General features: G+C 64.5%; 15 protein-coding genes. 12 read left to right on the top strand and 3 right to left on the bottom strand.

Annotated features, from left to right (window positions below):
* Nucleotides 1-36 precede the first annotated feature (36 nt).
* Entirely contained in the window at nucleotides 37-1,563 is a 1,527-nt protein-coding gene (locus HXS65_RS07840; RefSeq protein WP_176493617.1) for a catalase, read from the top strand.
* Nucleotides 1,564-1,688: 125 nt separating this feature from the next.
* On the opposite strand, the gene HXS65_RS07835 is transcribed toward HXS65_RS07840, so the two are convergent.
* Nucleotides 1,689-3,863, bottom strand: coding sequence for a S9 family peptidase (locus HXS65_RS07835; RefSeq protein ID WP_176493616.1), 2,175 nt, complete (start codon nucleotides 3,861-3,863; stop codon nucleotides 1,689-1,691).
* A gap of 242 nt (nucleotides 3,864-4,105) precedes the next feature.
* Here HXS65_RS07835 and HXS65_RS07830 point away from each other — a divergent pair, with 242 nt between their 5' ends.
* The 3 genes from HXS65_RS07830 (at nucleotide 4,106) to HXS65_RS07820 (ending at nucleotide 7,690) form a co-directional block, all read left to right on the top strand.
* Nucleotides 4,106-4,624, top strand: coding sequence for a hypothetical protein (locus tag HXS65_RS07830; RefSeq protein WP_084209296.1), 519 nt, complete (start codon nucleotides 4,106-4,108; stop codon nucleotides 4,622-4,624).
* A 266-nt stretch (nucleotides 4,625-4,890) separates the two neighbouring features.
* Entirely contained in the window at nucleotides 4,891-6,810 is a 1,920-nt protein-coding gene (locus tag HXS65_RS07825; RefSeq protein ID WP_176493615.1) for a vWA domain-containing protein, read from the top strand.
* Entirely contained in the window at nucleotides 6,803-7,690 is an 888-nt protein-coding gene (locus HXS65_RS07820; RefSeq protein ID WP_077379264.1) for a class II glutamine amidotransferase, read from the top strand. Before HXS65_RS07825 ends, HXS65_RS07820 begins: the two co-directional genes overlap by 8 nt.
* Nucleotides 7,691-7,810: 120 nt before the next feature.
* Here the strand turns inward: HXS65_RS07820 and cysK are convergent, their stop codons facing one another.
* The gene (gene cysK, locus HXS65_RS07815) at nucleotides 7,811-8,776 is read right to left on the bottom strand and encodes a cysteine synthase A (protein ID WP_077379423.1); all 966 of its coding nucleotides are present in this window, start codon (nucleotides 8,774-8,776) and stop codon (nucleotides 7,811-7,813) included.
* A 470-nt stretch (nucleotides 8,777-9,246) separates the two neighbouring features.
* On the opposite strand from cysK, the gene HXS65_RS07810 reads away from it, so the two are divergent.
* The 6 genes from HXS65_RS07810 (at nucleotide 9,247) to HXS65_RS07785 (ending at nucleotide 19,621) form a co-directional block, all read left to right on the top strand.
* Nucleotides 9,247-10,995: an AMP-binding protein gene (locus tag HXS65_RS07810; RefSeq protein ID WP_077379266.1), complete on the top strand. Its 1,749-nt coding sequence runs from the start codon at nucleotides 9,247-9,249 to the stop codon at nucleotides 10,993-10,995.
* Between the two features lie 221 nt (nucleotides 10,996-11,216).
* A complete protein-coding gene (gene hrpA / locus HXS65_RS07805) occupies nucleotides 11,217-15,383 on the top strand; it encodes an ATP-dependent RNA helicase HrpA (RefSeq protein WP_176493614.1) in 4,167 nt (1,388 codons plus the stop codon).
* A 289-nt stretch (nucleotides 15,384-15,672) separates the two neighbouring features.
* Nucleotides 15,673-16,917, top strand: a complete 1,245-nt coding sequence (locus HXS65_RS07800; protein ID WP_176493613.1) for a beta-ketoacyl-ACP synthase III — start codon at nucleotides 15,673-15,675, stop codon at nucleotides 16,915-16,917.
* A gap of 142 nt (nucleotides 16,918-17,059) precedes the next feature.
* A complete protein-coding gene (locus HXS65_RS07795; RefSeq protein WP_240499592.1) occupies nucleotides 17,060-17,815 on the top strand; it encodes a VacJ family lipoprotein in 756 nt (251 codons plus the stop codon).
* A 107-nt stretch (nucleotides 17,816-17,922) separates the two neighbouring features.
* Nucleotides 17,923-19,074, top strand: coding sequence for a PP2C family protein-serine/threonine phosphatase (locus tag HXS65_RS07790; RefSeq protein ID WP_084209291.1), 1,152 nt, complete (start codon nucleotides 17,923-17,925; stop codon nucleotides 19,072-19,074).
* Nucleotides 19,067-19,621, top strand: a complete 555-nt coding sequence (locus HXS65_RS07785; protein ID WP_084209290.1) for an STAS domain-containing protein — start codon at nucleotides 19,067-19,069, stop codon at nucleotides 19,619-19,621. Before HXS65_RS07790 ends, HXS65_RS07785 begins: the two co-directional genes overlap by 8 nt.
* 116 nt (nucleotides 19,622-19,737) lie before the next feature.
* Here HXS65_RS07785 and tal read toward each other — a convergent pair whose 3' ends face one another.
* A complete protein-coding gene (gene tal, locus HXS65_RS07780) occupies nucleotides 19,738-20,676 on the bottom strand; it encodes a transaldolase (RefSeq protein WP_077379279.1) in 939 nt (312 codons plus the stop codon).
* 422 nt (nucleotides 20,677-21,098) lie between these two features.
* On the opposite strand from tal, the gene HXS65_RS07775 reads away from it, so the two are divergent.
* Together HXS65_RS07775 and HXS65_RS07770 are read left to right on the top strand one after the other, a co-directional pair.
* Nucleotides 21,099-22,316: a Bcr/CflA family multidrug efflux MFS transporter gene (locus tag HXS65_RS07775; RefSeq protein WP_176493612.1), complete on the top strand. Its 1,218-nt coding sequence runs from the start codon at nucleotides 21,099-21,101 to the stop codon at nucleotides 22,314-22,316.
* 124 nt (nucleotides 22,317-22,440) lie between these two features.
* Nucleotides 22,441-23,457: a substrate-binding domain-containing protein gene (locus tag HXS65_RS07770; protein ID WP_176493611.1), complete on the top strand. Its 1,017-nt coding sequence runs from the start codon at nucleotides 22,441-22,443 to the stop codon at nucleotides 23,455-23,457.
* The last annotated feature ends 96 nt before the right edge of the window (nucleotides 23,458-23,553 follow it).

Below are 23,553 nucleotides of genomic sequence, written 5' to 3'. Positions count from 1 at the left end.
ATAGCGCTTTTTTCTACCTGACAGGAGAACGTCAACATGTCCCAGACTCCACGCTATACCACTGGTAACGGCGCCCCGGTGCCTCACGATGACATCAGCCAGACAGCGGGCCCGAATGGCTCACTGACCTTCGACAACTGGCGTCTTTTCGAGAAGCTGGCGCACTTCAACCGTGAGCGCATTCCGGAGCGTGTCGTCCACGCCCGCGGCGTTGCCGCCTACGGCACCTTCACCCTGACCCGTGACCTGTCTGACCTGACCATTGCCCGCTTCCTGCAGGGCGTCGGCAAGCAGACCCCGATGCTGGCACGTTTCTCCACCGTGGCCGGTGGTCAGGACAGCGGCGACAACACTCGTGACGTGCGCGGCTTCTCCCTGAAGTTCTACACCGAGGAAGGCAACTGGGACATGGTCGGCAACAACACGCCGGTGTTCTTCATCCGCGAGCCATCCAAGTTCCCTGACTTCATCCACACCCAGAAGAAAGACCCGCGCACCAACATGGTCGACTGGCAGAACCGCTGGGAGTTCTGGGCCAACCATCCGCAGGCGCTGCATCAGGTCACCATCCTGATGTCCGACCGCGGTATCCCGAAGTCGTTGACCACCATGAACGGCTACAGCTCGCATACGCTGAGCCTGTGGAACGACAAGGGCGAGCGTGTCTGGGTCAAGTGGCACTTCAAGACCGACCAGGGCCACGAGACACTGACCGATGACGAAGCGGCACAGGTCGCACCGGACTTCCACCAGCACGACATGTTCACCCGCCTCGAGCGTGGCGAGCGTCCGAGCTGGACCGTCAACCTCCAGGTGATGACTGAGCAGCAGGCGCGCGACTACCACATCAACCCCTTCGATCTGACCAAGGTGTGGCCGCACGGTGACTTCCCGCTGATGGAAGTCGGCAAGATGGAACTCAATCGCAACCCGGAGAACTACTTCGCGGAGGTCGAGCAGTCCGTCTTCTCACCGTCCAACTTCGTGCCGGGTATCGGCGCCTCCCCGGACCGCGTGCTGCAGGCACGTCTGTGGGCCTACGCCGATGCACACCGCTATCGCGTCGGTGCCAACGCCGAGCAGCTGCCGGTCAACCGTCCGGTCTGCCCGGTCAACCACTACCAGCGTGATGGCGTGATGGCGGGCATGTGCCCGGTCACCGGTCACGGTGGCGGTCCGCTGGGCGGCCAGGTCGGCCAGGGCGTGCCGGGAGAGACGAAGGAAGGTGGCCAGTACTCGCGCACCAACTTCTACCCCAACGAGCGTGCCGAGCAGGGCGCCCCGGTGCCGGACGCCACTGTCGCCGAGCCGCCGATGCCGCTGGAGCAGAACGCCTGGATGGGCTATCACGACAACAGCGATGAGGACAACTACAGCCAGGCCGGCAATCTCTACCGCCTGTTCGATGAAGGTCAGAAGTCGCGCATCACGGACGTCATCGCCGGCACCATGGTGGGTGTCAGCCACGTCGTGCAGGACAAGATGATCGCGCACTTCCGCCAGGCGGATTCCGACTACGGCGAGCGTGTCGCGACCAAGCTGGCCAGACTCGATCCGCGCTGAGTCAGTCATGTTGCACCCTTCGTCAGGTCAGTCGTGACCCTTTGAGCTGACGAAAACCTCAAGGCCCCCGCCGGTTACCCGGCGGGGGCCTTGTCGTAGGTGAGTCGCAGAGCGCCGTGCGAGCGTCAGCCGTTGCTGCGGGCGGTCGTTTCGCTGCCTGCTTTCTCACACACGCCCAGTGCCCACAGCAGGAAGGCATCCTGCCGGGCGTTGTCACGCCAGGCCTTGAAGCGTCCCGAGGCACCGCCATGACCGGAACTCATGTCGGTGCGCAGCAGCACCGGATGCGGCGTGCAGTCCATCTGGCGCAGGCGGGCATACAGCTTGGCCGGTTCCCAATAGGGCACGCGGGTATCGTGCCAGCTGCCCTGCAGGAACAGCGGCGGGTAGGGTGCGGCGCTCAGGTTGTCCAGCGGGGAATAGGCGCGGATGCGACGCCGCGCCTCGCTCTCGTGCGGGTTGCCCCATTCGGTGTATTCCGCGGTGGTCAGCGGCAGCTCCGGATTTTCCATGGTGCGCAGCACGTCCACGAAGGGCACATCGAGCACCGCGGCGCAGAAGGCCTCGGGGCGCTTGTTGAGGCTGGCTCCGACCAGCAGGCCACCGGCGCTGGCACCGTAGGCGGCAATGCGCTCCGCGGCCCCGACGCCTTGCTCGACCAGCGCATCCCGTGCGGCGAGGAAGTCATTGAAGCTGTTTTCCTTGTGCTCCAGCTTGCCGGCCAGATACCAGGGCTCGCCACGATCCCCACCGCCGCGCACGTGGGCGACGGCAAAGGCAACACCACGGCTGAGAAGCTCCAGCCGCGCGATGGAGAACCAGGGGTCCAGTGTCTCGCCGTAGGCACCATAGCCATAGAGCAGTACCGGCAGCGGGGCGTGGGGGATACCCTCGCCATCACACAGGCCACGGCGCATCACCACCGAGACGGGCACCTGCTCGCCATCGTCGGAGGTGGCCCACAGACGACGGCTGATCAACTGCTCTGGCGCGAGATCGCCATGCACGGTCTGGCGCTTGAGCAAGGTGCGCTCACCCGTGTCAAGATCCAGCTCGATCCAGCTCGGCGGCGTGGTGAAGCTTTCCTCACGGATGCGCAGGCGGCGAGCGTCGAAGTGCGGGCAGTCGCCCAGCCCCTGGCTCAGCGGTTGCTCCGGCATCGCCAGGCGTTCGTCGCGGCAGATCGTTTGCGTAGGCGCCGTGTCCTCGAATTCGATCACGCGCAGCCAGGCCTGGGCCTGACGGTGATCGCGTTCATCGACCATCAGGCCCCAGGAAAACGCCTCCACGCCTTCCAGCGTCACGTCGTCGCGAGTGGTGATCAGCGGCTGCCAGTCGCCGGGGGCATGCTCGGCGGCGATATCCAGCTGGAAATGCGGCGCCTCCTTGTTGTGCAGCACATAGAAGTGGCCGGGGCGGTGATCGATGCCATATTCGACGCCGGTCTCGCGTGCGCGCACCAGCGTCATCTCGCCCAGTGGTGCCGCGGCCGGCAGCAGCCAGGATTCACTGGTGTCCTTGGACGCGGTTTCCAGTACCAGCCAGTCCCGTGAACGGGTCTTGCCCATGCCGACCCAGAATTCGCTGTCTTCCTCACGGTAGAGCAGCGTCTCGGCACGGCTCTCGATGTCCAGACACCAGATCTCGAAGGGGCGCTGGGTGCTGTCATAGCGCGTGAACAGCAGGTGCTGACCGTCCTCGGCCCACACCAGGTCCGGCCCGATATCCTCCAGCAGACATTCATCGTCCTGCCCTGCAGGCCGGGCCCGGCCAGGCTGGGCCTCGCCAGGCCGGGACTCGCCACGCACTGGCGTGCGCGCGTCGCGGTCAGCCGCGCTCAGTGTTGCAAGCCGCAGGCTGAACACCTCGTCGCCGCTGGTGTCCAGAGTCCATGCCAGTCGTTGCTCATCGGGCGAAATGGCCATGTCGCCCAGTTCGACGAAATCGTGATGGCGCGACAGGGCCTGCAGGTCCAGCAGACATTCATGGCGCGAGCGATCCGTGGGGTCCGCCTCCAACGGATGGCGCCACCAGACGGGATACTCCGCGTCAGCGGCGGTCTCGCTCCAGTAGACGTGATGGTCGAGGGCTTCCGGCAGACTGGAAACGGCGAGTTCGCGACGGGCCAGATGTCCGGTGTAGAGGGCGTCAGTCAGTGACTCGAGTGGCGTGAACCAGGTATCGCTCTCGGCATTGGCAGCCTCGAGAAAGGCCTTTACCTCTGGTGTGTCGCGCGCTTCAAGCCAGTGCCAGTGGGGGTCTTCGGCACGATAATGACGCTGGACGGGGCTGTCGGACATGGCTACCTCTTGAATGTCGTGTGCCCGAGTGTGTCGGGCGGGCTTGGAGTGTAACATTGAGCCTGTCCCACAGCGTTCGCAAGCCCTTGCCGCGAGCGGCATGTCGCGTCCCTGGTTGGCGATGAGCCGTGTCTGACGTCATGCGGTGAGCGGCCCCCCTGAGTGGGGAGGATGTGATGGCTGGCCTTATATCGAAGACCTGACACAGGTCTCGCCAGGAAGTTCTGACAGGAGTGAAGGGCATGTTGATTTCGGATTCTCTGCCGCAGATGTGGCTGATCTATCTTGGCCTGGCGGCAGTGGTCTTGGTGACCGGGTATCTGGCGGTTCGCGCCTTGCCGCGCTTCATACGCTGGATCGTGGTGGGAGCGGTGGCCGGCATGATCGCGGTGCCGACCGGTTTCCACGTGACGGCCAGCGTGCCGGAAGATTCCTATGGTGGTACGGCGCCAGCCATCGTGGCCTTCGCGGTGAGTCTGATCCAGAAGGATGGCAGCGGCATGGCCTCGGCCTTCGCCATGCTGGTACTGGGCATCGGAGCGGGCGTCGCGGCCGGTCTCGGCATCTGGTGGCTGGGACGTGGCCGTGAGCAGCGTCGGCGTGAAATGGCCCGCTCGCGTCAGCGTCGCGCGTCAAGTGCCGACGAAGAAGAGAACGACGACCTGCACGGAGAGGGCCTGCGTGCCGAGCGTCGTGACACGTCCGCCGGTGGCGCCACACGCTCGCGCGCCGCGCGGGATCGTCAGGAACCTTCTCTCTGATCAACGCTGCCCGGGCTTGCCCATGGGTGGAACAAGGATCTGCAATGGCTCGTGATGTGAATGCCTCGTCCCTCGCTCGTCCCGTCGTTCGGCGCGCCCGCCGGCGCCCGTCAGATCCCCGCGCGTGGCGCCGGGGGCTGGCCGGTCTGACCATCTCGCTGCTGAGCGCTTTCTCAGGGCTGGGGGCCACCGCGGCATGGGCCGAAGAGTCAGCCTCTGCCCCCAAGGTCGCGGCTTCAGCGAGCGGGAGACAGGAAGGCGCAGAGATGTCGCCCGGCGAGGTGTCGCCCAGCGAGGTGTCGCCCAGCGAGGTGTCACCCAGCGAAGTGTCGCCCAGCGAGGCGACAGCGCCGGGCAAGACACCGGATCTGCGCATGGCCATCGATGTCTCGGGCAGCATGAAGCACAACGACCCGGCCAATCTGCGCGCCAGTGCGCTGGATCTGCTGGTGACGCTGTTGCCGGAGCGCTCGCATGCCGGGGTATGGGGCTTCGGTGAGCAGGTGCAGTCACTGCTGGCGCTGGGGGCGGTGGATGCCGGCTGGAAGCGGTCTGCCCGCGGACTCGAGAGCCGTCTCGACGACTACGAGCAGTACACGGATCTGGAGGCGGGCCTGCGCGCCGCTGCTCAGGGAAATGATGCCGGCGTGGGTGGTGATGCACCGCGTCAGATCATCCTGCTCTCCGATGGCATGGTCGACCTGCGTGAGCCGAGCACCCGCAAGGCCGCCGCGGACAGCGCCTCGCGTCAGCGCATCACGGATGAGCTGACGCCGCAGCTTGCCGCCCACGACATCACGGTGCATACGGTGGCGCTGTCGCGCAATGCCGATGTGGATCTGCTTCAGCAGATCGCGGACGGTACCGGCGGCCTGGCGACGGTCGCCGAGAGCCCGGAAGACCTGTTGCGTGCCTTCCTCGCGGCGCTGGATCGCATCGTGCCCGGTGAGCAGGTACCGCTGAACGACAAGCGCTTCGTGATCGATGACAGCGTGCAGGAATTCACCGCCCTGGTCTTCCACGGCCCCGATGATCGCTCGCCGGTGCTGATTTCGCCGCAGGGCCAGCGTTACCGTCTCGCCGACCAGGCGTCACTGCCGGAAGGGGTGCGCTGGGAGCACCAGCCGCGTTATGACCTGATCACCGTGACGGATCCCCAGACCGGCAAGTGGCAGCTCGAGGGTGAGGTGGGGGCCGATAGCCGCATCACGATCGTCTCGGAACTGGCATTGGTCTCACGGCCCCTGCCTGCCACGCTCTATCGGGGTTTCGACTACTCGCTGACCGCATCGCTGGTCGATGGCGCGCGCGCCGTCAATGATGAGGACTTCCTGGCGACGCTGGATGGCAATGCACGTCTGGTGCCGGAGCAGGATGTGCAGGAGGGAGAAGGCGCGGCGGAGGATGTCACCACCGCGCAGCAGCGAGGCCTTGAGCGTGACGGCGCCGACTTCCATGTCGACATGCCGGCCCCCGACCAGCTCGGTGGCGCCCGCCTGACCCTGACCGTGATGGGCTATCGCGACAATGCCTCCTTCGCGCGCCAGCTCAGTCAGCGTACCAGCGTGGTGGACCCGCTGCTGGTCGAGCCCGTCGGCGCTGACCCGCGTACCGGCAAGTCGCCTGACGCGCTGGAAGTCAGTGCGCGTCATCCGCTGCTCAATACCGCCAACACGCGTCTGGTCGCGACGCTGCATGGGGAGGCCCTGAGCGTGGCGGAGGATGGCGAGCGGCAATGGCGCATCGACCTGCCGCCCCTGGACTCGGACGTCCAGGCGGATGTGCAGATCAGCGCGCGTCTCGCGCTCGACGGAGCTCCGCCGGTGCTGGACCTCGCGCCCTATACCCTCAATGCGGACGCGGCGCGTCGGGCGGCCAATCTGGATCGCACGCCCATCGAAGGGGAGCGCTTCGGTGAGATCGAGGGGCTGGATCAGGCCGGGGAAGATGCGCCGGAAGACCTCAACGCCCTGTTGATGAAGGGCCGTCTGCCCATCGACAAGGTACCGGCGTTGATCGGCCAGTGGTTCGAGGGCGCTTCCGACTTCGCGCGCCAGGAAGCCGGCTCTGCCCGGAGCCGCATGATCGCCTATGCCGTGGCCGGCGCATTCGGCCTGCTGATGCTGATCCTGCTGGTGCGCCGCATGACACGCAAACCGACCCGACGGGAGGAACCCCATGTGTGAGCTGCTTGGCATGAGTGCCAATGTTCCGACCGATATCTGCTTCAGCTTCGCGGGCTTTCTGCAACGCGGGGGTGGCACCGGCCCGCACCGCGATGGCTGGGGTATCGCCTTCTATGAAGAGGGTGGCTATCGCGAATTCCGTGACCCGCACCCTTCAGTGGATTCGCCCATCGCGCGGATGATTCTCGACTATCCCATCAAGTCACAGATGGTGATCAGTCATATCCGCCAGGCCAATGTCGGCCAGGTGACGTTGGCCAATACCCACCCGTTCACGCGGGAGCTGTGGGGGCGCCAGTGGTGCTATGCCCACAATGGGCAGCTGGCGGACTGGCAGACGCTTCCCTTGCCGTACTATCGCCCCGTGGGCAGCACGGACAGCGAGCACGCTGCCTGTTTCCTGCTCGGCGAGATCCGCCGTGCCTTCCCGGAACCGCCCTCTCGCTGTGAGGACCTGTGGCGTCACCTGCATGCCCAATGCGAGCGTCTGCGCGCGCTGGGGGTCTTCAATCTGCTGCTCTCCGATGGCGTGCATCTCTACGCCTACTGCTCCACCAAGCTTGCGCACATCACGCGCCGAGCGCCCTTCGGGCAGGCGAGCCTCACCGATTTCGAGATGAGCGTCGACTTCCAGCAGCACACCACCGATGCGGATGTGGTGTCGGTGATCGCCACCGACCCGCTGACCGACAACGAGCAATGGCAGCGGCTGCTGCCCGGGCAGCTGGTCGTGTTTCGGGAAGGTGAGCTGGTCGCCAGTCTTGGCGGTGAGTTGCCGCTGAGTCAGGAAGAGCAGGGGCAGGCCGAGAGCGGGGCGGTCGATCGCACCGCCACCGCGCGTCGCAAGCCGGACTGGCTGGCCTCGGACCTGAGTTGCTGATGCCTGAGCGCTAGAAAAGTCGTTCGATCGCCAGACACACGAAGGGCCGCAATCGCGGCCCTTCGTGTGTCTGGCTTCCCGGTCTTCACTGACGTTTGCGGTCAGCGGCAGGCATCAGATTCAGCCTTCGACATCATCGAACATGCCGGCGAACATCGGCGAGGACAGGTAGCGTTCGCCACTGTCCGGCAGGATGACGACGATGGACTTGTCGGCGTAGGCCGGGTCTTCGGCCAGGCGCAGTGCCGCGGTCATCGCCGCACCACAGGAGATGCCGCACATGATGCCTTCTTCCTGCATGATGCGACGTGCCATGGCCATGGCGTCTTCGCTGACCACCGACTCGACGCGGTCGATCAGCGTCAGATCCAGGTTATCGGGGATGAAGTTGGCACCGATCCCCTGGATCTTGTGTGGTGCCGGGGTGATGGGCTCGCCCTTGAGGCGCTGGGCAATGATGGCCGATTCCGCCGGCTCTACCGCCACGGCTTCCAGCGTCTGGCCACGCACCGTCTTGAAGTAGCGTGCGATACCGCTGATGGTACCGCCGGTGCCGACCCCCGCGACCAGCACGTCCATGTCGCCATCCAGCGCATCCCAGAGCTCAGGGCCGGTGGTTTCCTCATGGATGCGCGGGTTGGCCGGATTGGAGAACTGCTGCGGCAGGAAGTAGCGCTCCGGCTCGGCCTTCTTGAGTTCGCAGGCCTTGTCGATGGCGCCCTGCATGCCCTTGGCGGGGTCGGTCAGCACCAGATTGGCACCCAGTGACTTCAGCACCTTGCGGCGCTCCATGCTCATGGAGGACGGCATGGTCAGGGTGACGGGGTAGCCACGCGCCGCACCGACGAAGGCCAGCGCGATACCGGTATTGCCGGAGGTCGGCTCGACGATCTCCATGCCCGGCTTGAGCTCACCGCGCGCTTCCGCATCCCACACCATGCTGGCACCGATCCGGCATTTGACGGAGAAGGCCGGGTTGCGGGCTTCCACCTTGGCGTACAGGCGCGGGTGGCGGCTGAGGCGGTTGATCTTGACCAGCGGTGTATTGCCGATGGCCTGTGAGTTGTCCTGGTAGATCTTTGCCATGGGGAAATCTCTCTGATCGATGAACAGTGACATGAATGACGAGAAACAGACGCCGGGCATGCGGCTGCCACTGGCGTTCTGTGTGGATGGGCTTCAGAGTAAGAGGTAGCGCGTCGCGATTCAAAGGCCTTGAGAGCATAACGACATGTCAGCGTCGTCAGGGCCCCATGTGATGCATGCCGTCATGGCCGACAGCAGTCGATTTCCGCAATGTGAACGATGGTTTCAATCGATCGTTTTACAATCTCGAGGCGGCTGGTTAAGGTAGCCTGACAGCATGAGAGGGTGGGGTGGTGTGCCATCTCGGCATCCCCCGTCATTTCCTGTGTGTCCGTCCAGCTGCGGACACCACGTCCCGATAACAACAAGTGTTGCGATCACTCGCGAGGGCTGTCGTCAAGCAGCCGCCAGCGGTCTCCACCGCCTCTCGGGGAATGCACCAGACGAACGATGCCATGGAGCCAAGTGCCATGCGTGATGCCAATCCTGCCGCCCCTGCGGCAGCCCATGATCCGCACCAGTCAGGCTCGGCAGAGGCCGCCGATTCCCTGATTCTCAGCGGTGAGCCGTTGTCCGGTCTCGAGGAGTACCCCTCGATTCTGGAGGTCTTCGAGGCCAGCTGCGCCAACTATGCCGAGCGTCCGGCCTTCAGCTGCATGGACAAGACGCTGAGTTACGCCGATGTGGATCGCCTGTCGCGCGACTTCGCCGCCTGGCTTGAGCATGAGACCGGCCTTGAGCCCGGGGATCGCATCGCCATCCAGCTGCCGAACCTGCTGCAGTTCCCGGTGGCCGTGTTCGGGGCGCTGCGCGCCGGTCTGGTGGTGGTCAACACCAACCCGCTCTACACCGAGCGTGAGATGCAGCACCAGTTCCATGACTCCGGCGCACGCGCCATCGTGATTCTGGCCAACATGGCAGACAAGCTCGAGAAGGTGCTCAAGCGCACGTCCATCGAGGAGGTCATCATCACCGAGATCGGTGACCTGCATGATTTCCCCAAGCGCCCGTTGATCAACCTGGCCGTACGCTACGTCAAGAAGATGGTGCCGAAGTACCATCTGCCCGACGCCCACTCGCTGCGCAGCGTGCTCAAGCGCGGCGCGGGGCTCTCGCACACGCGTGTAACGCGAGAGGCTGACGACATCGCGGCACTCCAGTACACCGGCGGGACCACCGGGGTCGCCAAGGGCACCATGCTGACGCACCGCAATCTGGTAGCCAACATGCTGCAGGCGCGCGGTGTGATCAGTGATGTGCTCAATGAAGGCCAGGAGGTGCTGATCGCGCCGCTGCCGGTCTATCACATCTATACCTTCACGGTGAATTGCCTCTACAGCATGGAGAGCGGCAACCACAGCGTGCTGATCACCAATCCCCGTGACATCGATGGCTTCATCAAGACGCTGGCCAGGACACCGTTCACCGCCTTCGTCGGCCTCAATACGCTGTTCTCGGCGCTGTGCCAGCGCGATGATTTTAAGGCGCTGGACTTCTCGAGCCTCAAGCTGACCATCTCCGGCGGCATGGCCCTGACGCGCAGCGCGGCTGAACGCTGGGAAGCCGTCACCGGCTGCCCGATCGCCGAGGGCTACGGCATGACCGAGACCTCGCCCATCGTCAGCTTCAACCCCCCGCGTGAGCTGCAGCTGGGGACCATCGGCAAGCCGGTGCCCGGCACCGAACTCAAGGTGGTGGATGCCGAGGGCGTGACGCTGGGGCGTGACGCGCCGGGCGAGCTGTGCGTGCGCGGTCCCCAGGTGATGAAGGGCTATTGGCAGCGTGATGACGCCACGCGTGAGGCGATGGATGACGAGGGCTTCATCCGCACGGGCGATATCGCGGTCATCCAGCCGGATGGCTTCGTGCGCATCGTCGATCGCAAGAAGGACATGATCATCGTCTCCGGGTTCAACGTCTTCCCCAACGAGATCGAGGACGTGGTCAGCGGGCATCCGGATATCGTCGAGGCCGCGGCGGTCGGTGTGCCGGACGAGCAGAGCGGTGAGGCGATCAAGCTGTTTGTCGTGTCCAGCAACCCGGATCTGGATCGCGACAGCCTGCGCAGCTGGTGCAAGGAGCAGCTGACCGGCTACAAGGTGCCGCGTTTCGTCGAATTCCGCGATGAGCTGCCCAAGACCAACGTGGGCAAGGTGCTGCGCCGTGAACTGCGTGACAGCGACGACGAAGGAGGCAATACCCCGGTGCGCGAGACCTGAATCCCGGCGTTGAGACGGACCGCCGGCATGAGCGGGCGGCCACCAAGGTTGGGCGTGGCTACGCGCGGGGCTACAATGGACGGCCCGTCACTCGTTGGCGGGCCGTTTCGTCATTCAGGTCTCGTGGCTCGCTGCCCTGTGCAGTCGGGCGAGAGGCTGAGTTCCCGAGAGTATCCGGCTGCGCGCGTGGCGTGTGGTCGCTGGTTGAGAAGAGGCAGTCCTTGAGCGACACCGCTACCGCACCGTCCGAACATGCGCGTCTTGAAGCCCTTGCGGCTCGCCTCGAACGCGCCCTGAGCCGTGATCAGCGCGAGCTGGGCAAGCGCCTGGCTGGCCTGCGTCGGCGTCTCAAGGAAGGCAAGCCGGTCGATCGTGCCATCAACGATATCGAGAGCCGCCTCGAGGCGAGCATCGCCCAGCGTGCCGCGCGCGAGACGGCGCTGGCGCGCTGGCAGACACCGGCCGCACTCAACTATCCGCCGGAACTGCCGGTGGTGGAACGTCGCGAGGACATCCTCGCCGCGCTCGCCGAGCATCAGATCGTGGTGGTCGCCGGTGAGACCGGCTCGGGCAAGACCACCCAGCTGCCCAAGCTGTGTCTGGAGATGGGGCTGGGGCGCAATGGTCTGATCGGCCACACCCAGCCACGCCGTCTGGCGGCGCGCTCGGTGGCGGCGCGTCTGGCCGAGGAACTCGAGACGACCCTCGGCGAGACAGTCGGCTATCAGGTGCGCTTCAACGACACCACCGGCCCCTCGACGCTGATCAAGCTGATGACCGACGGTATCCTGCTGGCGGAAACCCAGCATGATCCGGACCTGAGCCGCTACGAGGCGATCATCATCGATGAGGCCCACGAGCGCAGTCTGAACATCGACTTCCTGCTCGGCTATCTCAAGCGCCTCACCGCGCGCCGTCCGGATCTCAAGATCATCATCACCTCGGCGACCATCGACGTGGAGCGCTTCAGTCAGCACTTCGCGGCCCAGGATGGCACGCCGGCACCCATCGTCTCGGTCAGCGGGCGCAACTTCCCGGTCGAGACCCAGTACCTGCCGCTGGTGCGCGATGCCGAGGATGAGGAAGACCTCAGCCTGCAGGAAGGCATCCTGCGCGCGGTGGAGGAGCTGTCGCTGATCGAGCGCGAGAAGGGCTGGATGCAGGGCCCGCGTGACGTGCTGATCTTCCTGCCCGGCGAGCGCGAGATCCGCGCCACCGCGGATACCCTGCGTCGCGCCCAGCTGCGCGATACCGAGGTATTGCCGCTGTACGCGCGGCTCTCGAACGAAGAGCAGAATCGCGTCTTCCAGCCGCATCGTGGCCGGCGCATCGTGCTGGCCACCAACGTCGCCGAGACCTCGCTGACCGTGCCGGGCATCCGCTACGTGATCGACCCGGGGCTGGTGCGCATCAGTCGTTACAGCTATCGCTCCAAGATCCAGCGACTGCCGGTGGAACCGATCAGTCAGGCCAGCGCCAATCAGCGCAAGGGCCGCTGCGGGCGTATCGCCGAAGGCCTGTGTATCCGTCTCTACAGCGAGGAGGATTTCCTCGCGCGCCCGGAATACACCGAGCCGGAAATTCAGCGCACCAATCTGGCCTCGGTCATTCTGTCGATGCTGTCGCTCAAGCTGGGCGACATCGAGAAGTTTCCCTTCGTCGATGCGCCGGATTCGCGCTTCGTCACCGATGGTTTCCGCCTGCTGCGCGAACTGGGGGCGGTGGATGAGCACAACCGCCTGAGTCGTGATGGTCGCACCCTGGCACGTCTGCCCATCGACCCGCGTCTGGCGCGCATGGTGCTGGAAGGCGCCTCGCGCGGCTGTCTGCGTGAAGTGCTGATCATCGTCAGTGCACTGTCGATCCAGGACCCGCGCGAGCGTCCCGCCGACAAGCGCCAGCAGGCGGATCAGATTCACCACGAGTGGGGCGATGACAGCTCCGATTTCGTCAGCTGGCTGAATCTGTGGGAAGGCTTCGAGCTGGCGCGTGACGCCTTGGGTGCCAACCCGCTGCGTCGCTGGTGCAAGGCGCGCTTCCTCAACTATCTGCGTCTGCGCGAGTGGCATGACACCTTCCGTCAGCTCAAGCAGCTGACGCGGGATCTCGGGCTGGAGATGACCAGCAGCCAGCATGCGCGTGACGCCGAGGCACAGGCCGAGGTCACCGCGCGGGTGCTGGCGTCTCCGGGCCAGGGCCGTCGTCCGTCGGTGGCTATTGATCATGAAGCCCTGCATCGTGCGCTGTTGACCGGGCTGCTCTCCAATCTCGGCCTCAAGCAGGAAAATCGCGAGTATCTCGGGGCGCGCAACCGGCGCTTCTTCGTGCACCCGGGCTCCGGTGTGGCCAAGAAGTCGCCCAAGTGGGTGATGGCGGCCGAGATGGTCGAGACCACCAGGCTATACGCGCGACAGGTCGCGGCGATCAAGCCCGAGTGGGTCGAGCCGCTGGCCGAGCATCTGGTCAAGCGCAGCTACAGCGAGCCGCACTGGGAGATGAAGCGTGCCCAGGTGGTCGCCAGTGAGCAGGTCACGCTGTTCGGCCTGCCCATCGTCACCGCGCGCAAGGTGCATTACGGCCCGCTGGCGCCACAGGAATCCCGCGAGCTGTTCATCCGCCGGGCGCTGGTCGAGGGTGAATTCCAGACCCGCGCGCCATTCTTCGCCCACAATCGTGGCCTGATGGAGGAAGTCGGGGAGCTTGAGGATCGTGCGCGCCGGCGTGACATTCTCGTCGATGAGGAGACGCTGTTCGCCTTCTATGCCGAGCGGATTCCGGAAGGCATCTACAACGGGCGCGGCTTCGACAAGTGGCGCAAGGATGCCGAGCGCGACAATCCGAATGTCCTGCATCTGGATCTCGATGACCTGATGGCGCGCGATGCCGAGGAAGTCACCGCTGCACGCTATCCCGAGCAGCTGCATCACAATGGCGTCGCCTACCCGCTGAGCTATCACTTCGCGCCCGGCGCGGTGGATGACGGCGTGACCATGACGGTCCCGGCGGCGATGCTCTCCCAGCTGCCGCGCTATCGCATCGAATGGCTGGTGCCGGGGCTGCTGCGGGACAAGGCCATCGGCCTGATGAAATCGCTGCCCAAGCAGTATCGCAAGCAGGTGGTGCCGATTCCCAACTGGGTCGATGCCGCGCTTGAGGCGTTGACCCCGGATGACGTGCCGTTGACCGACGCGCTGGCCGAGTTCATGCGCGTCAAGACTGGCCTGCGCCTGCCGTCGGATGCCTGGGCGCCGGAGACGCTGGAGCCGCACCTGAACATGAACCTGCGCATCGTCGATCAGGACGGCAAGGTGCTGGGGGAGGGGCGTGATCTTGAAGTGCTCGAGGCGCGTTTCAAGGACTCGGCGGCCGCCGCGGCACGCGCCATGGCCAGTCGCAGCCGCGATGCCGACAGTGAAGTGCTGGAAGACCTGCCGGAGGCGCCGATCGCGACCTCCCACAGCACCACCCAGGCAGGCATTCGGGTCGAGGCCTATCCGGCGCTGGTGGTGAAGCCGTCGGTGCCCGCCGAGGGCGGCATGAGTGCCAAGGAACGCAAGCTGGCACGCAAGACCGGCAGAAACAGTGCACCGTCAAGTCACTCGCCCGCGAATGCTGCCGCCTCAAGCGAGCAGCAGCTGAGCGTGGAGCTGTTCGATCATCCGGCCAAGGCCGCCGCCGCGCATCGTGATGGCATCACGCGTCTGGCGATGGCGCGCCTGCCGGACCAGGTGCGCTATCTGGACCGGGAGTTCAAGGCACTGGAGCGCTGCGCGCTGCTGTTCGCCAAGGTCGGCACGCGTCGCCAGCTGGCGGATGACTTCCTCTACAGCGTCTTCGAGCAGGTGATGGCCGTCGAGCCGCTGCCGCGTTCGCGCGGTGAGTTGCAGGCGCGTCTGGATGACAAGCGGGCCGAGCTGGTGCCCCACGCCGAAGCACTGATCAAGCCGTTGGAGGCTGCGCTCACGCAGCATCTGGAGCTTTCCAAGCGCCTCAAGGGCAAGATCGACTTCTCGATGGCGCTGGTGGTGGCAGACCTCAAGGCCCAGCAGGCCCGCCTGGTGCACCCGGGCTTCCTCCAGGAGGCGGGTGCCTGGCTGCATCAGCTGCCACGCTATGTGGAGGCGATGCTGATCCGTCTCGACAAGGCCCCGCGTGAGCGCATGCGTGATCAACGTGACATGGAGGCGGTCAAGAGCTTCGAGACACGCCTTGATGCCCGCCTGAGCAAGGCCCGCGAGCAGGGCCTGCCCGATGCGGAGCTGGAGGAGTTCGGCTGGTGGCTGCAGGAGCTGCGCGTCTCATTGTTCGCTCAGCAGCTCGGCACGCTGGAGACCGTCTCCCCCAAGCGGCTGGAGAAGCGCTGGCAGGAATTGATGGCGCGGCGCTGAGTCGAGCCGCCATCCGCTTGCGTGACTGCTGCGTGGAGGCGTGATGCTCGCGTATGGCTCAAGCTGCATACAGAGAAAGCTGTTTAAGAGACGGCTGTTATCATGGGACGGATGCCAGGTTCAGGCGTCCGCCTGGCGCGAGACAGCGTACACTGAAGACAAGGGGGTGACGCTGTCTCGCTGCCGGCGCGGACCTGGAGGCTCGGCATCCGCCGCATGGGATGTCAGCCGCGACGTCACCCGATCAATCGGTGGTCTCCGACGAGAGGCCACTGTCAGGAGTGGATGCATGCCCAACAACGACAATCAGCACGCTGCCGACCCTCGCGCCACCACGGCGGAGCGCCAGCTGGACGCCACTGGCAATCACCGCGTGCTGATCACCGGCACCGGCCTCTACACGCCGGAACATGCCGTCAGCAACGAGGCGCTGGTCGCCTCCTTCAATGCCTGGGTGGCGGCGGACAACGCCGCCAATGCCGAGGCCATCGCTCGGGGCGAGCGCGAGCCGCGTACCGAGTCCAGCGCTGAATTCATCGTCAAGGCCTCGGGTATCCACAGCCGCTACGTGCTGGATGCCGAGGGCATTCTCGACCCTGAGCGCATGCGCCCGCGGCTGCCCGCGCGCGACAATGATCAACCCTCGGTGCAGTGCGAGATGGGCGTGGCGGCCGCGCGTGAGGCGCTGGCCGCGGCGGGCGTGAAGGCCGAGGAACTTGATCTGGTCATCGTGGCCTGCTCCAATCTCGAGCGCCCCTATCCGGCCGTGGCGGTGGAGCTGCAGGCGGCGCTAGAGGCCGGTGGCTATGCCTTCGACATGAACGTGGCGTGCAGCTCCGCCACCTTCGGGATCGAGACCGCAGCCAACGCCATCCGCAGTGGCAGCGCGCAGCGGGTGTTGATGGTCAATCCCGAGATCTGTAGTGCGCATCTGAATTTCCGTGATCGTGACAGTCACTTCATCTTCGGCGATGCCTGCACGGCCGTGGTGCTGGAAGCGGCGGATGTCGCCACGCGCACCGATGGCTTCGAGGTGCTCGGTACGCGACTGGTGACCCGTTTCTCCAACGCGATACGCAACAATTTCGGCTTCCTCAATCGCACCGCGGTGCTTGAGGATGATGTGGCATCTGCCACGACGCTGGACAGCGCCACGCACCGTGAACAGGCCGATGACAAGCTGTTCATCCAGGAAGGTCGGCGCGTCTTCCGCGAAGTCTGCCCGATGGTGGCCGAGCTGATCACCACGCATCTGGGCGAGATCGAGGCCGATGGCGGTGATCTTGATCGCATGTGGCTGCACCAGGCCAATCGCCACATGAACGACATGATCGCTCGTCGTGTGCTGGGACGTGACCCGTCGAGCGAGGAAGCGCCGATCATTCTCGACCGCTACGCCAATACCAGCTCGGCGGGGTCGGTGATCGCCTTCCATCTGCATCATGCGGATCTGTCCGCTGGCAGCCTGGGTGTGCTTTGCTCCTTCGGCGCCGGCTACAGTGCGGGAAGCGTGCTGCTGAAACGCTGTGGATGATACGCGCTGATGGCGTGCTTGAGCGGATGGCGCACTGGCTCCTGGCGTGAGCGGAACGTATAAAGAAGACCGGACCTGACAGCCATGGATGTGGCAAGGACCGCTGCAGGATTCCAACAGACTTACAGGTGATGCGATGCACATGATCAAGACTTCCCTGCCGGCACTGCTGGCCATGTCTCTGCTGGCCGGTTGTGCCAGTACAGGTGACAGCGAGCCGAATCCCCAGGACCCGTGGGAGGGCTTCAACCGCAACGTCTACACCTTCAATGACACCCTGGATCGCTATGCGCTCAAGCCGGTGGCTCAGGGCTACGATTACGTGACGCCGGAGCTGGTTCAGGATGGCGTGGGCAACTTCTTCTCCAACCTCGGGGAAGTGCGCACCATGTTCAACTCGGTGCTGCAGTGGAAGTGGGCGAATGCCGGGATTTCCACGGGGCGCCTGCTGCTCAATTCCACCGTCGGTATCGGCGGGCTGTTCGATCCGGCCAGCGAGCTTGGCTGGACGGTCGACGAGGAAGATTTCGGTCAAACACTTGCCGTGTGGGGCGCCGGCCAGGGGCCTTACCTCATGTTGCCGCTGTTCGGTCCGAGCACGCTGCGTGACACTGCCGGCATGCCGGTGGATTACTTCAATGATCCGATCAACTACCTCGAGGAAGACAAGGTGCGCTATGGCCTGAAAGCACTGGATCTCGTCGATACCCGTGCCGGTCTGCTCGAGCAGGAGAAGTTGATTCAGGGAGATCGCTACAGCTTCATCCGCGATGCCTATCTGCAGCGTCGCAACTTCGAGATCAACGATGGCAAGCTCGGGGATGATCCCTTCGCCAGCGACAGTTTCGATGATGCGGATCTCGATGGTGCCTTTGCACCGGAAGATGACAGCCAGTAAGGGCTGCCGAGTGTCCTGGCGGCACGTCGAGGCACGCGGATAGCGCGATGGCGAGGCGCCAGGGTCTGGCAGTGGATTGCGGCACGGGACGGGCATGAGAGGTTGGCATGGCGGATGAGCAAGGCAAGCGTCTGTTGATCGGTCTGATCGATCTGGTCGGTTCGCGGCGTGATGCGCTGGCGACGCTGTTGACGGATGAGCGTTGTGCAGTGGCGGCCTGTGACAGCATTGCAACGCTGCCCAGTGGGGTCGCGGTGGTGGTGGCGCATGTCGAGGCCGTGGCCAGTCAGGAGTGGGCGCGTCTCGCCGAGTGCCTGCCCACGGTGGTCGTGGCCGAGAGTCGTGGCGATGAATGCCTGTTGCCCGCGGTGGAGGCGGGGCTGGTGGATTATCTGATCGCCCCGCGTGAGCATGGCTCGGTGTTGCGCAGTCTGCTCAAGCGGGCGGCGGAGCATCACCAGCTCGCGCATGAACACGCCAAGGCCCGCGCGCGCCTCGAGGAGCTCAATGAGCATCTCGAGACGCATCTGGCGATGCTGCGTCAGGACCAGCTGGCCGGTGGGCAGATCCAGCAACGCTTGTTGCCGGAAAGTGGGCAGAGAATCAATGGCATCCGCTATGACTATTGCCTGTCGCCCTCGTTGTATCTGTCGGGAGATTTTCTCGAGTATCAGGCGATCGATGAGCGTTTCAGTCTGTTCTATTTCGCCGATGTCTCCGGGCATGGGGCGTCTTCGGCCTTCGTGACGGTGCTGCTCAAGCTATTGTTCGCGCGTGCGATTCGCCACTGGGAGGAACATACGCCGGAAACCTTCGGTCCTGAATGGCTGGCGTTGCTCAACCGTGAGCTGCTGGACAGTGGCATCGGCAAGCACGCGACCGTGCTGTGCGGCGTGATTGACCGTGAAGCGGCCACGCTGCATTACACCCTGGGGGCCCAGCTGCCGATGCCGGTCCTGGTGACTCCGGAGGGTGGGATTCAGGTACTGGAAGGCAGCGGGCGCCCGGTAGGCCTCTTCCCAGGCACCCGCTATCCGGCGTATCGTGTGGCGCTTCCCGCGCGTTTCCGCCTGTGGCTGGCCAGTGATGGTGTGCTGGAGTGCCTGCCGGGCGAGGCGCTGGAGGAACGAACTCAAGCACTGCATCAACGGATACTGAGCAGTGAGGATGTGCAGGGATTGCGCCGCGGTCTGGCACTGGATGGTGAGCTGCCGGATGACCTTACCCTGATGACGCTGACAGGATTCCATGATGGATGAAGGACGTATCCAGGCCGTGTTCGATGACGGCCTGTTCGTGCTCAAGCTGTCGGGTGACGTACGCCTGACACTGTGTGCCACGCTGGACCAGCAGGTTCAACGCGTGGCAGCGGTCGATGGTCTGGAAAGCGTGATCATCGATCTGCGCGAAGCCACCAACATTGACTCCACTGCACTGGGCTTTCTGGCCAAGCTGGCACTGGCCGTGCGGGATCGTCTGATCCTGCCGGCCCAGGTGGTAGCGGCTCACCCTGATGTGATGACCATGCTCAAGGTCATGGGGTTCGATGAGGTGGCCAGTGTCGTGGATGCCAGTCAGCTGGCGGAGGCGGAGCAGGCCGAGCTGGACAGCTCGGGCTGTGATGACGCCACGGCGGAGGTGCCGGTCGAGGGTGGGGCAGAGGCCTCGGCGAGTCAGGAGCAGGCACTGCGCGGGCGTATTCTCGAGGCGCATCGTCTGTTGATGTGTCTCAATGGCCACAATCGCCTGCAGTTCCAGCCCTTGATCGAGCTTCTGGAAAGCGAGGAGCAGCGCCAGCCGCATTGACGATGCGGGGTATCGCCTGAACGCAAGAGCGCCTGCCGTGATTCACGGCAGGCGCTCTTCGTTGCTGCGCCAGAAACACGCCCTTGCTCGACAAGGGCGTGTTCTCGACGTCATGCTCAGTGGCTGCGTAGTTCGGCCAGCAGTGACTCGAGCTTGCGCTGATCCGCCATGAACTTGCGGATGCCTTCGCCCAGCTTCTCGGTGGCCATGGCATCTTCGTTCATGTCCCAGCGGAAGTTGGACTCGGTCAGCACTTCCGGCACGTTGCGCTCGGCATCGGCGGCCTGCAGGCGACGCGCCAGCGGGCCCGTGCTTTCGGCCAGCTCACCCAGCAGCGCCGGAGAGATGGTCAGGCGGTCGCAACCGGCCAGGGCTTCGATTTCCCCGGTGTTGCGGAAGCTGGCGCCCATCACGATGGTCTTGTAGCCGTGACCCTTGTAGTGCTCGTAGATGGCCTTGACGGACTTCACGCCCGGGTCGTTGTCGCCGCTGAAATCGGCATCCGGCTGGTTGGCCTTGTGCCAGTCGAGGATACGGCCGACGAAGGGCGATATCAGCGTCACGCCGGCATCGGCGCAGGCCTGGGCCTGGGCGAAGCTGAACAGCAGCGTCAGGTTGGTACGGATGCCTTCACGCTCGAGCTTCTCAGCGGCGCGAATGCCTTCCCAGGTGGAGGCGGTCTTGATCAGGATGCGCTCCTGACCGACGCCATTGGCGGCGTAGCGCTCGATGATGCGATGCGCGCGACGGATGGTCTCGTCGGCATCGAAGGACAGGCGGGCGCTGACTTCGGTGGAGACATAGCCCGGTACCAGACCGGCGATCTCGGTGCCGATATCCACGGCCACGGCGTCCACGGCATCGTCGATGTCGGTGGCCTTGCGCGCGACCTCGGTCAGGCGCTCGCGACGCGACGGGTCCTGGGCGGCCTGCAGGATCAGCGACGGGTTGGTGGTAGCATCTGTGGGCGCGAAGCGACGAATCGCCTCGAGGTCACCGGTGTCGGCGACAACGGTGGTCATGTCCTTGAGTTGGGAGAGCTTGTCCTGTGCCATGCAAGAGTTTCCTGTACTGAGCGCGGGTCGTCCGATGACGACCTTCATGAAAAGGTAAGACGTGAAGGTCTGGGCTACGAAGCGGGAACGACATGGCCAGAGCCTCGACGATGATACTCCATCGGCCGTACCGCGGGGATGTCGTCGCTGTCGGTGTGAACATGATCACATGGATGTGACAACTTCTTCACGTTCGTTACCTCAACTGTATCAATTGTATGGCGGCGCGCCCACTGTCGCGGTCTACCGGCAGACGTGTCCGCTCATGCCTGCGACAGGCTGGCACCGAGGTGTCGGGGACCCAAGGAAGGTGAGGGAGCCGGTGAGCGGGCCGGCACCTGGGTCCATGACGTGCCGCATCGTGAAGGATTCTTCAGCAGGCGCATGATCGCGCCGTTATCGTGAAACTCTCGGGAGGGGATGTGGACAAGCGTCAAACCCGTCAGCTGGCCTTGCTGGTCGCTGCCAACACCGCACTGGCCCCCTTGGCCATCGATGCCTATCTGCCGGCATTGCCGGCCATGGCGGAAGCGCTCGACACCAGCGTCCATCATACGGAGCTGTCGCTGTCGATCTTCCTGCTCGGCTTCTCGCTGGGGCAGTTGATCTTCGGGCCGCTGTCGGACCGCATCGGCCGCAAGCCGGTGTTGCTCTCCGGGATCTTCGTCTTCCTGCTGGCGAGTCTGGCGATCACCCAGGTCGACAGTCTCGAAGGCCTCTATGCGTTGCGATTCGTGCAGGCGCTGGGCGGCGGGGCCTCGGTGGTGAATTCCTCGGCGATCGTGCGTGACTGCTTCAGCGGGCGCGAGGCGGCCAAGGTGCTCTCGACCGTCGCGGTGATCATGATGCTGGCACCGCTGATCGCCCCGGCGATCGGCAGTCTGCTGCTGGGCTTGGCGGGCTGGTGGCTGATCTTCGCCTTCCTGGCCGCCTATGCCGCCTTCCTGCTGGTCGTGCTGCCTTTCCGGCTGCCGGAGACACGCCGCCATCGCGAAGCGGATGAGCCTCCGGCCAGCATCGCGCAGGTCGCTCGCGATTACGTCAGCGTGATGCGCCATGGCCCGGCGATGGGCTATGCCATTACCCAGGCGATGGGCTTCGGTGGCATGTTCGCCTTCATCACCGCCTCCCCGTATGTCTACATGGAGCACTTCGGTGTCACCGCCTCCTGGTACCCGGCGCTGTTCGGGGCCAACATCCTGTTCATGTTCACCGCCAATCGCCTCAACGTGCGCCTGCTGTCACGCATGTCGCCTCCACGGCTGCTGCGCATCGGGATCGGTATCCAGCTGCTCGCGGCCTGTCTGCTGGTGCTGGCATTGGCGCTGGGGCTGGATCATCTGGCGCTGATGGCACCCTTGTTGATGCTCTTCGTCGGGGCCAACGGCATGGTCGCTCCCAATGCGATTTCTTCCGCGCTCGAGTACTTCCCCCGTATCAGCGCCACCGCCAATGCCCTGATCGGCAGCCTGCAATTCGCCAGTGGTGCCTTGATCGGCATGCTGATCGCAGGGCTGGCGATGGACAGCCTGTGGCCGATGATCCTCGGCATGCTGGGCACGGCGCTGGTCAGCAATATCCTGCTGCGCGTGCTGGCGGGGCGTCGCGCCCTGGCGCGTCATGCCGCCCCCTCGGACTGAGGGTCATTGATCACACGGCGACTCGCGATGACTGTCACACGGTTGTCATGAATGCTTGGCAAAGTGCTCCTCGTAGACAAGAAGCCAACCTCAAGGCTCATTCTTTTCGCAAGGAGTTTCAGGCATGAAGGCGTTCCTCAAGTCAGGTCTCGCAGTCGCTGTTCTCGCCGCATCCGTCGGTGCAGCAGAAGCCCGTGAACAGCTGCGCATCGTCGGCTCTTCCACGGTCTATCCGTTCTCCAGCTATGTGGCGGAAGAGCTGGGTGCCACCAGCGACTTCCCGACGCCGGTCATCGAGTCCACCGGTTCCGGTGGCGGCATGAAGCTGTTCTGTGAAGGGGTCGGGGACAGCACGCCGGACATCACCAACGCTTCCCGCCGCATGAAGACGTCCGAGTTCGAGCGCTGCGAAGAGAATGGCGTGACCGACATCACCGAAGCGATGATCGGCTTCGATGGCATCGCCTTCGCTCAGGCGGTCGGTGATGGCGACATCAACCTGACGCGTGAGCAGATCACCCTGGCGGTCGCCGCTCAGGTGCCGGTCGATGGCAAGCTGGTCGACAACCCCTACACCAAGTGGTCCGAGATCGATTCCTCCCTGCCGGATCGCAAGATCACCGTCTATGGTCCGCCTTCCACTTCCGGTACGCGTGATGCCTTCGAAGAGCTGGTGATGGAAGTCTCCACCGAAGAGATGGAAGGCTACGGCGGTGAGGGTTACACCAACATCCGTCAGGACGGCCACTACATCGCGGCGGGTGAGAACGACAACCTGATCATCCAGAAACTGGTCGAGAACACCGATGCCTTCGGTATCTTCGGCTACTCCTTCCTGGAAGAGAACGCCGACAAGGTCGTCGGTGCCTCCATCGATGGCGTCCTGCCGGAAGCCGATGCCATCTCCTCCGGTGAGTACCCGGTGTCCCGCTCGCTGTTCTACTACGTGAAGAACCAGCACAAGGATGACGTGCCGGCGCAGCAGGCCTACAACGACCTGTTCATGAGCGAGAAGATGATCGGTGAGCTGGGCTACCTGAAGGGCATCGGCCTGATTCCCTTGCCCAAGGAGGAGCGTGAAGCCCTGCGTGAGCAGGTGAAGAACCGCACCAAGCTGACCCTGGCTGACCTAAAGAAGTAACTGACGCAGCTGACCCACGACGCGGCCGGTTGCCATTGGCAGCCGGCCCGTTTGCATGACGGTCCGCAGGGATATCGGACAGGCAAGTTGCCTTCA

Source organism: Cobetia sp. 5-25-4-2 (assembly GCF_013374075.1).
GTDB classification, from domain to species: domain Bacteria; phylum Pseudomonadota; class Gammaproteobacteria; order Pseudomonadales; family Halomonadaceae; genus Cobetia; species Cobetia marina.
Note: the sequence above shows the minus strand (reverse complement) of the source record. Positions and strands in the feature narration are given on the sequence as shown.

Coding starts and splice junctions, on each gene's coding strand:
- HXS65_RS07840 (WP_176493617.1), top strand. CDS start 37: ATGTCCCAGACTCCACGCTATACCACTGGTAACGGCGCCCCGGTGCCT.
- tal (WP_077379279.1), bottom strand. CDS start 20,676: ATGGCACAGGACAAGCTCTCCCAACTCAAGGACATGACCACCGTTGTC.
- HXS65_RS07820 (WP_077379264.1), top strand. CDS start 6,803: ATGTGTGAGCTGCTTGGCATGAGTGCCAATGTTCCGACCGATATCTGC.
- HXS65_RS07795 (WP_240499592.1), top strand. CDS start 17,060: ATGATCAAGACTTCCCTGCCGGCACTGCTGGCCATGTCTCTGCTGGCC.
- HXS65_RS07770 (WP_176493611.1), top strand. CDS start 22,441: ATGAAGGCGTTCCTCAAGTCAGGTCTCGCAGTCGCTGTTCTCGCCGCA.
- HXS65_RS07790 (WP_084209291.1), top strand. CDS start 17,923: ATGGCGGATGAGCAAGGCAAGCGTCTGTTGATCGGTCTGATCGATCTG.
- HXS65_RS07830 (WP_084209296.1), top strand. CDS start 4,106: ATGTTGATTTCGGATTCTCTGCCGCAGATGTGGCTGATCTATCTTGGC.
- HXS65_RS07835 (WP_176493616.1), bottom strand. CDS start 3,863: ATGTCCGACAGCCCCGTCCAGCGTCATTATCGTGCCGAAGACCCCCAC.
- HXS65_RS07785 (WP_084209290.1), top strand. CDS start 19,067: ATGGATGAAGGACGTATCCAGGCCGTGTTCGATGACGGCCTGTTCGTG.
- HXS65_RS07825 (WP_176493615.1), top strand. CDS start 4,891: ATGTCGCCCGGCGAGGTGTCGCCCAGCGAGGTGTCGCCCAGCGAGGTG.
- HXS65_RS07810 (WP_077379266.1), top strand. CDS start 9,247: ATGCGTGATGCCAATCCTGCCGCCCCTGCGGCAGCCCATGATCCGCAC.
- HXS65_RS07800 (WP_176493613.1), top strand. CDS start 15,673: ATGCCCAACAACGACAATCAGCACGCTGCCGACCCTCGCGCCACCACG.
- cysK (WP_077379423.1), bottom strand. CDS start 8,776: ATGGCAAAGATCTACCAGGACAACTCACAGGCCATCGGCAATACACCG.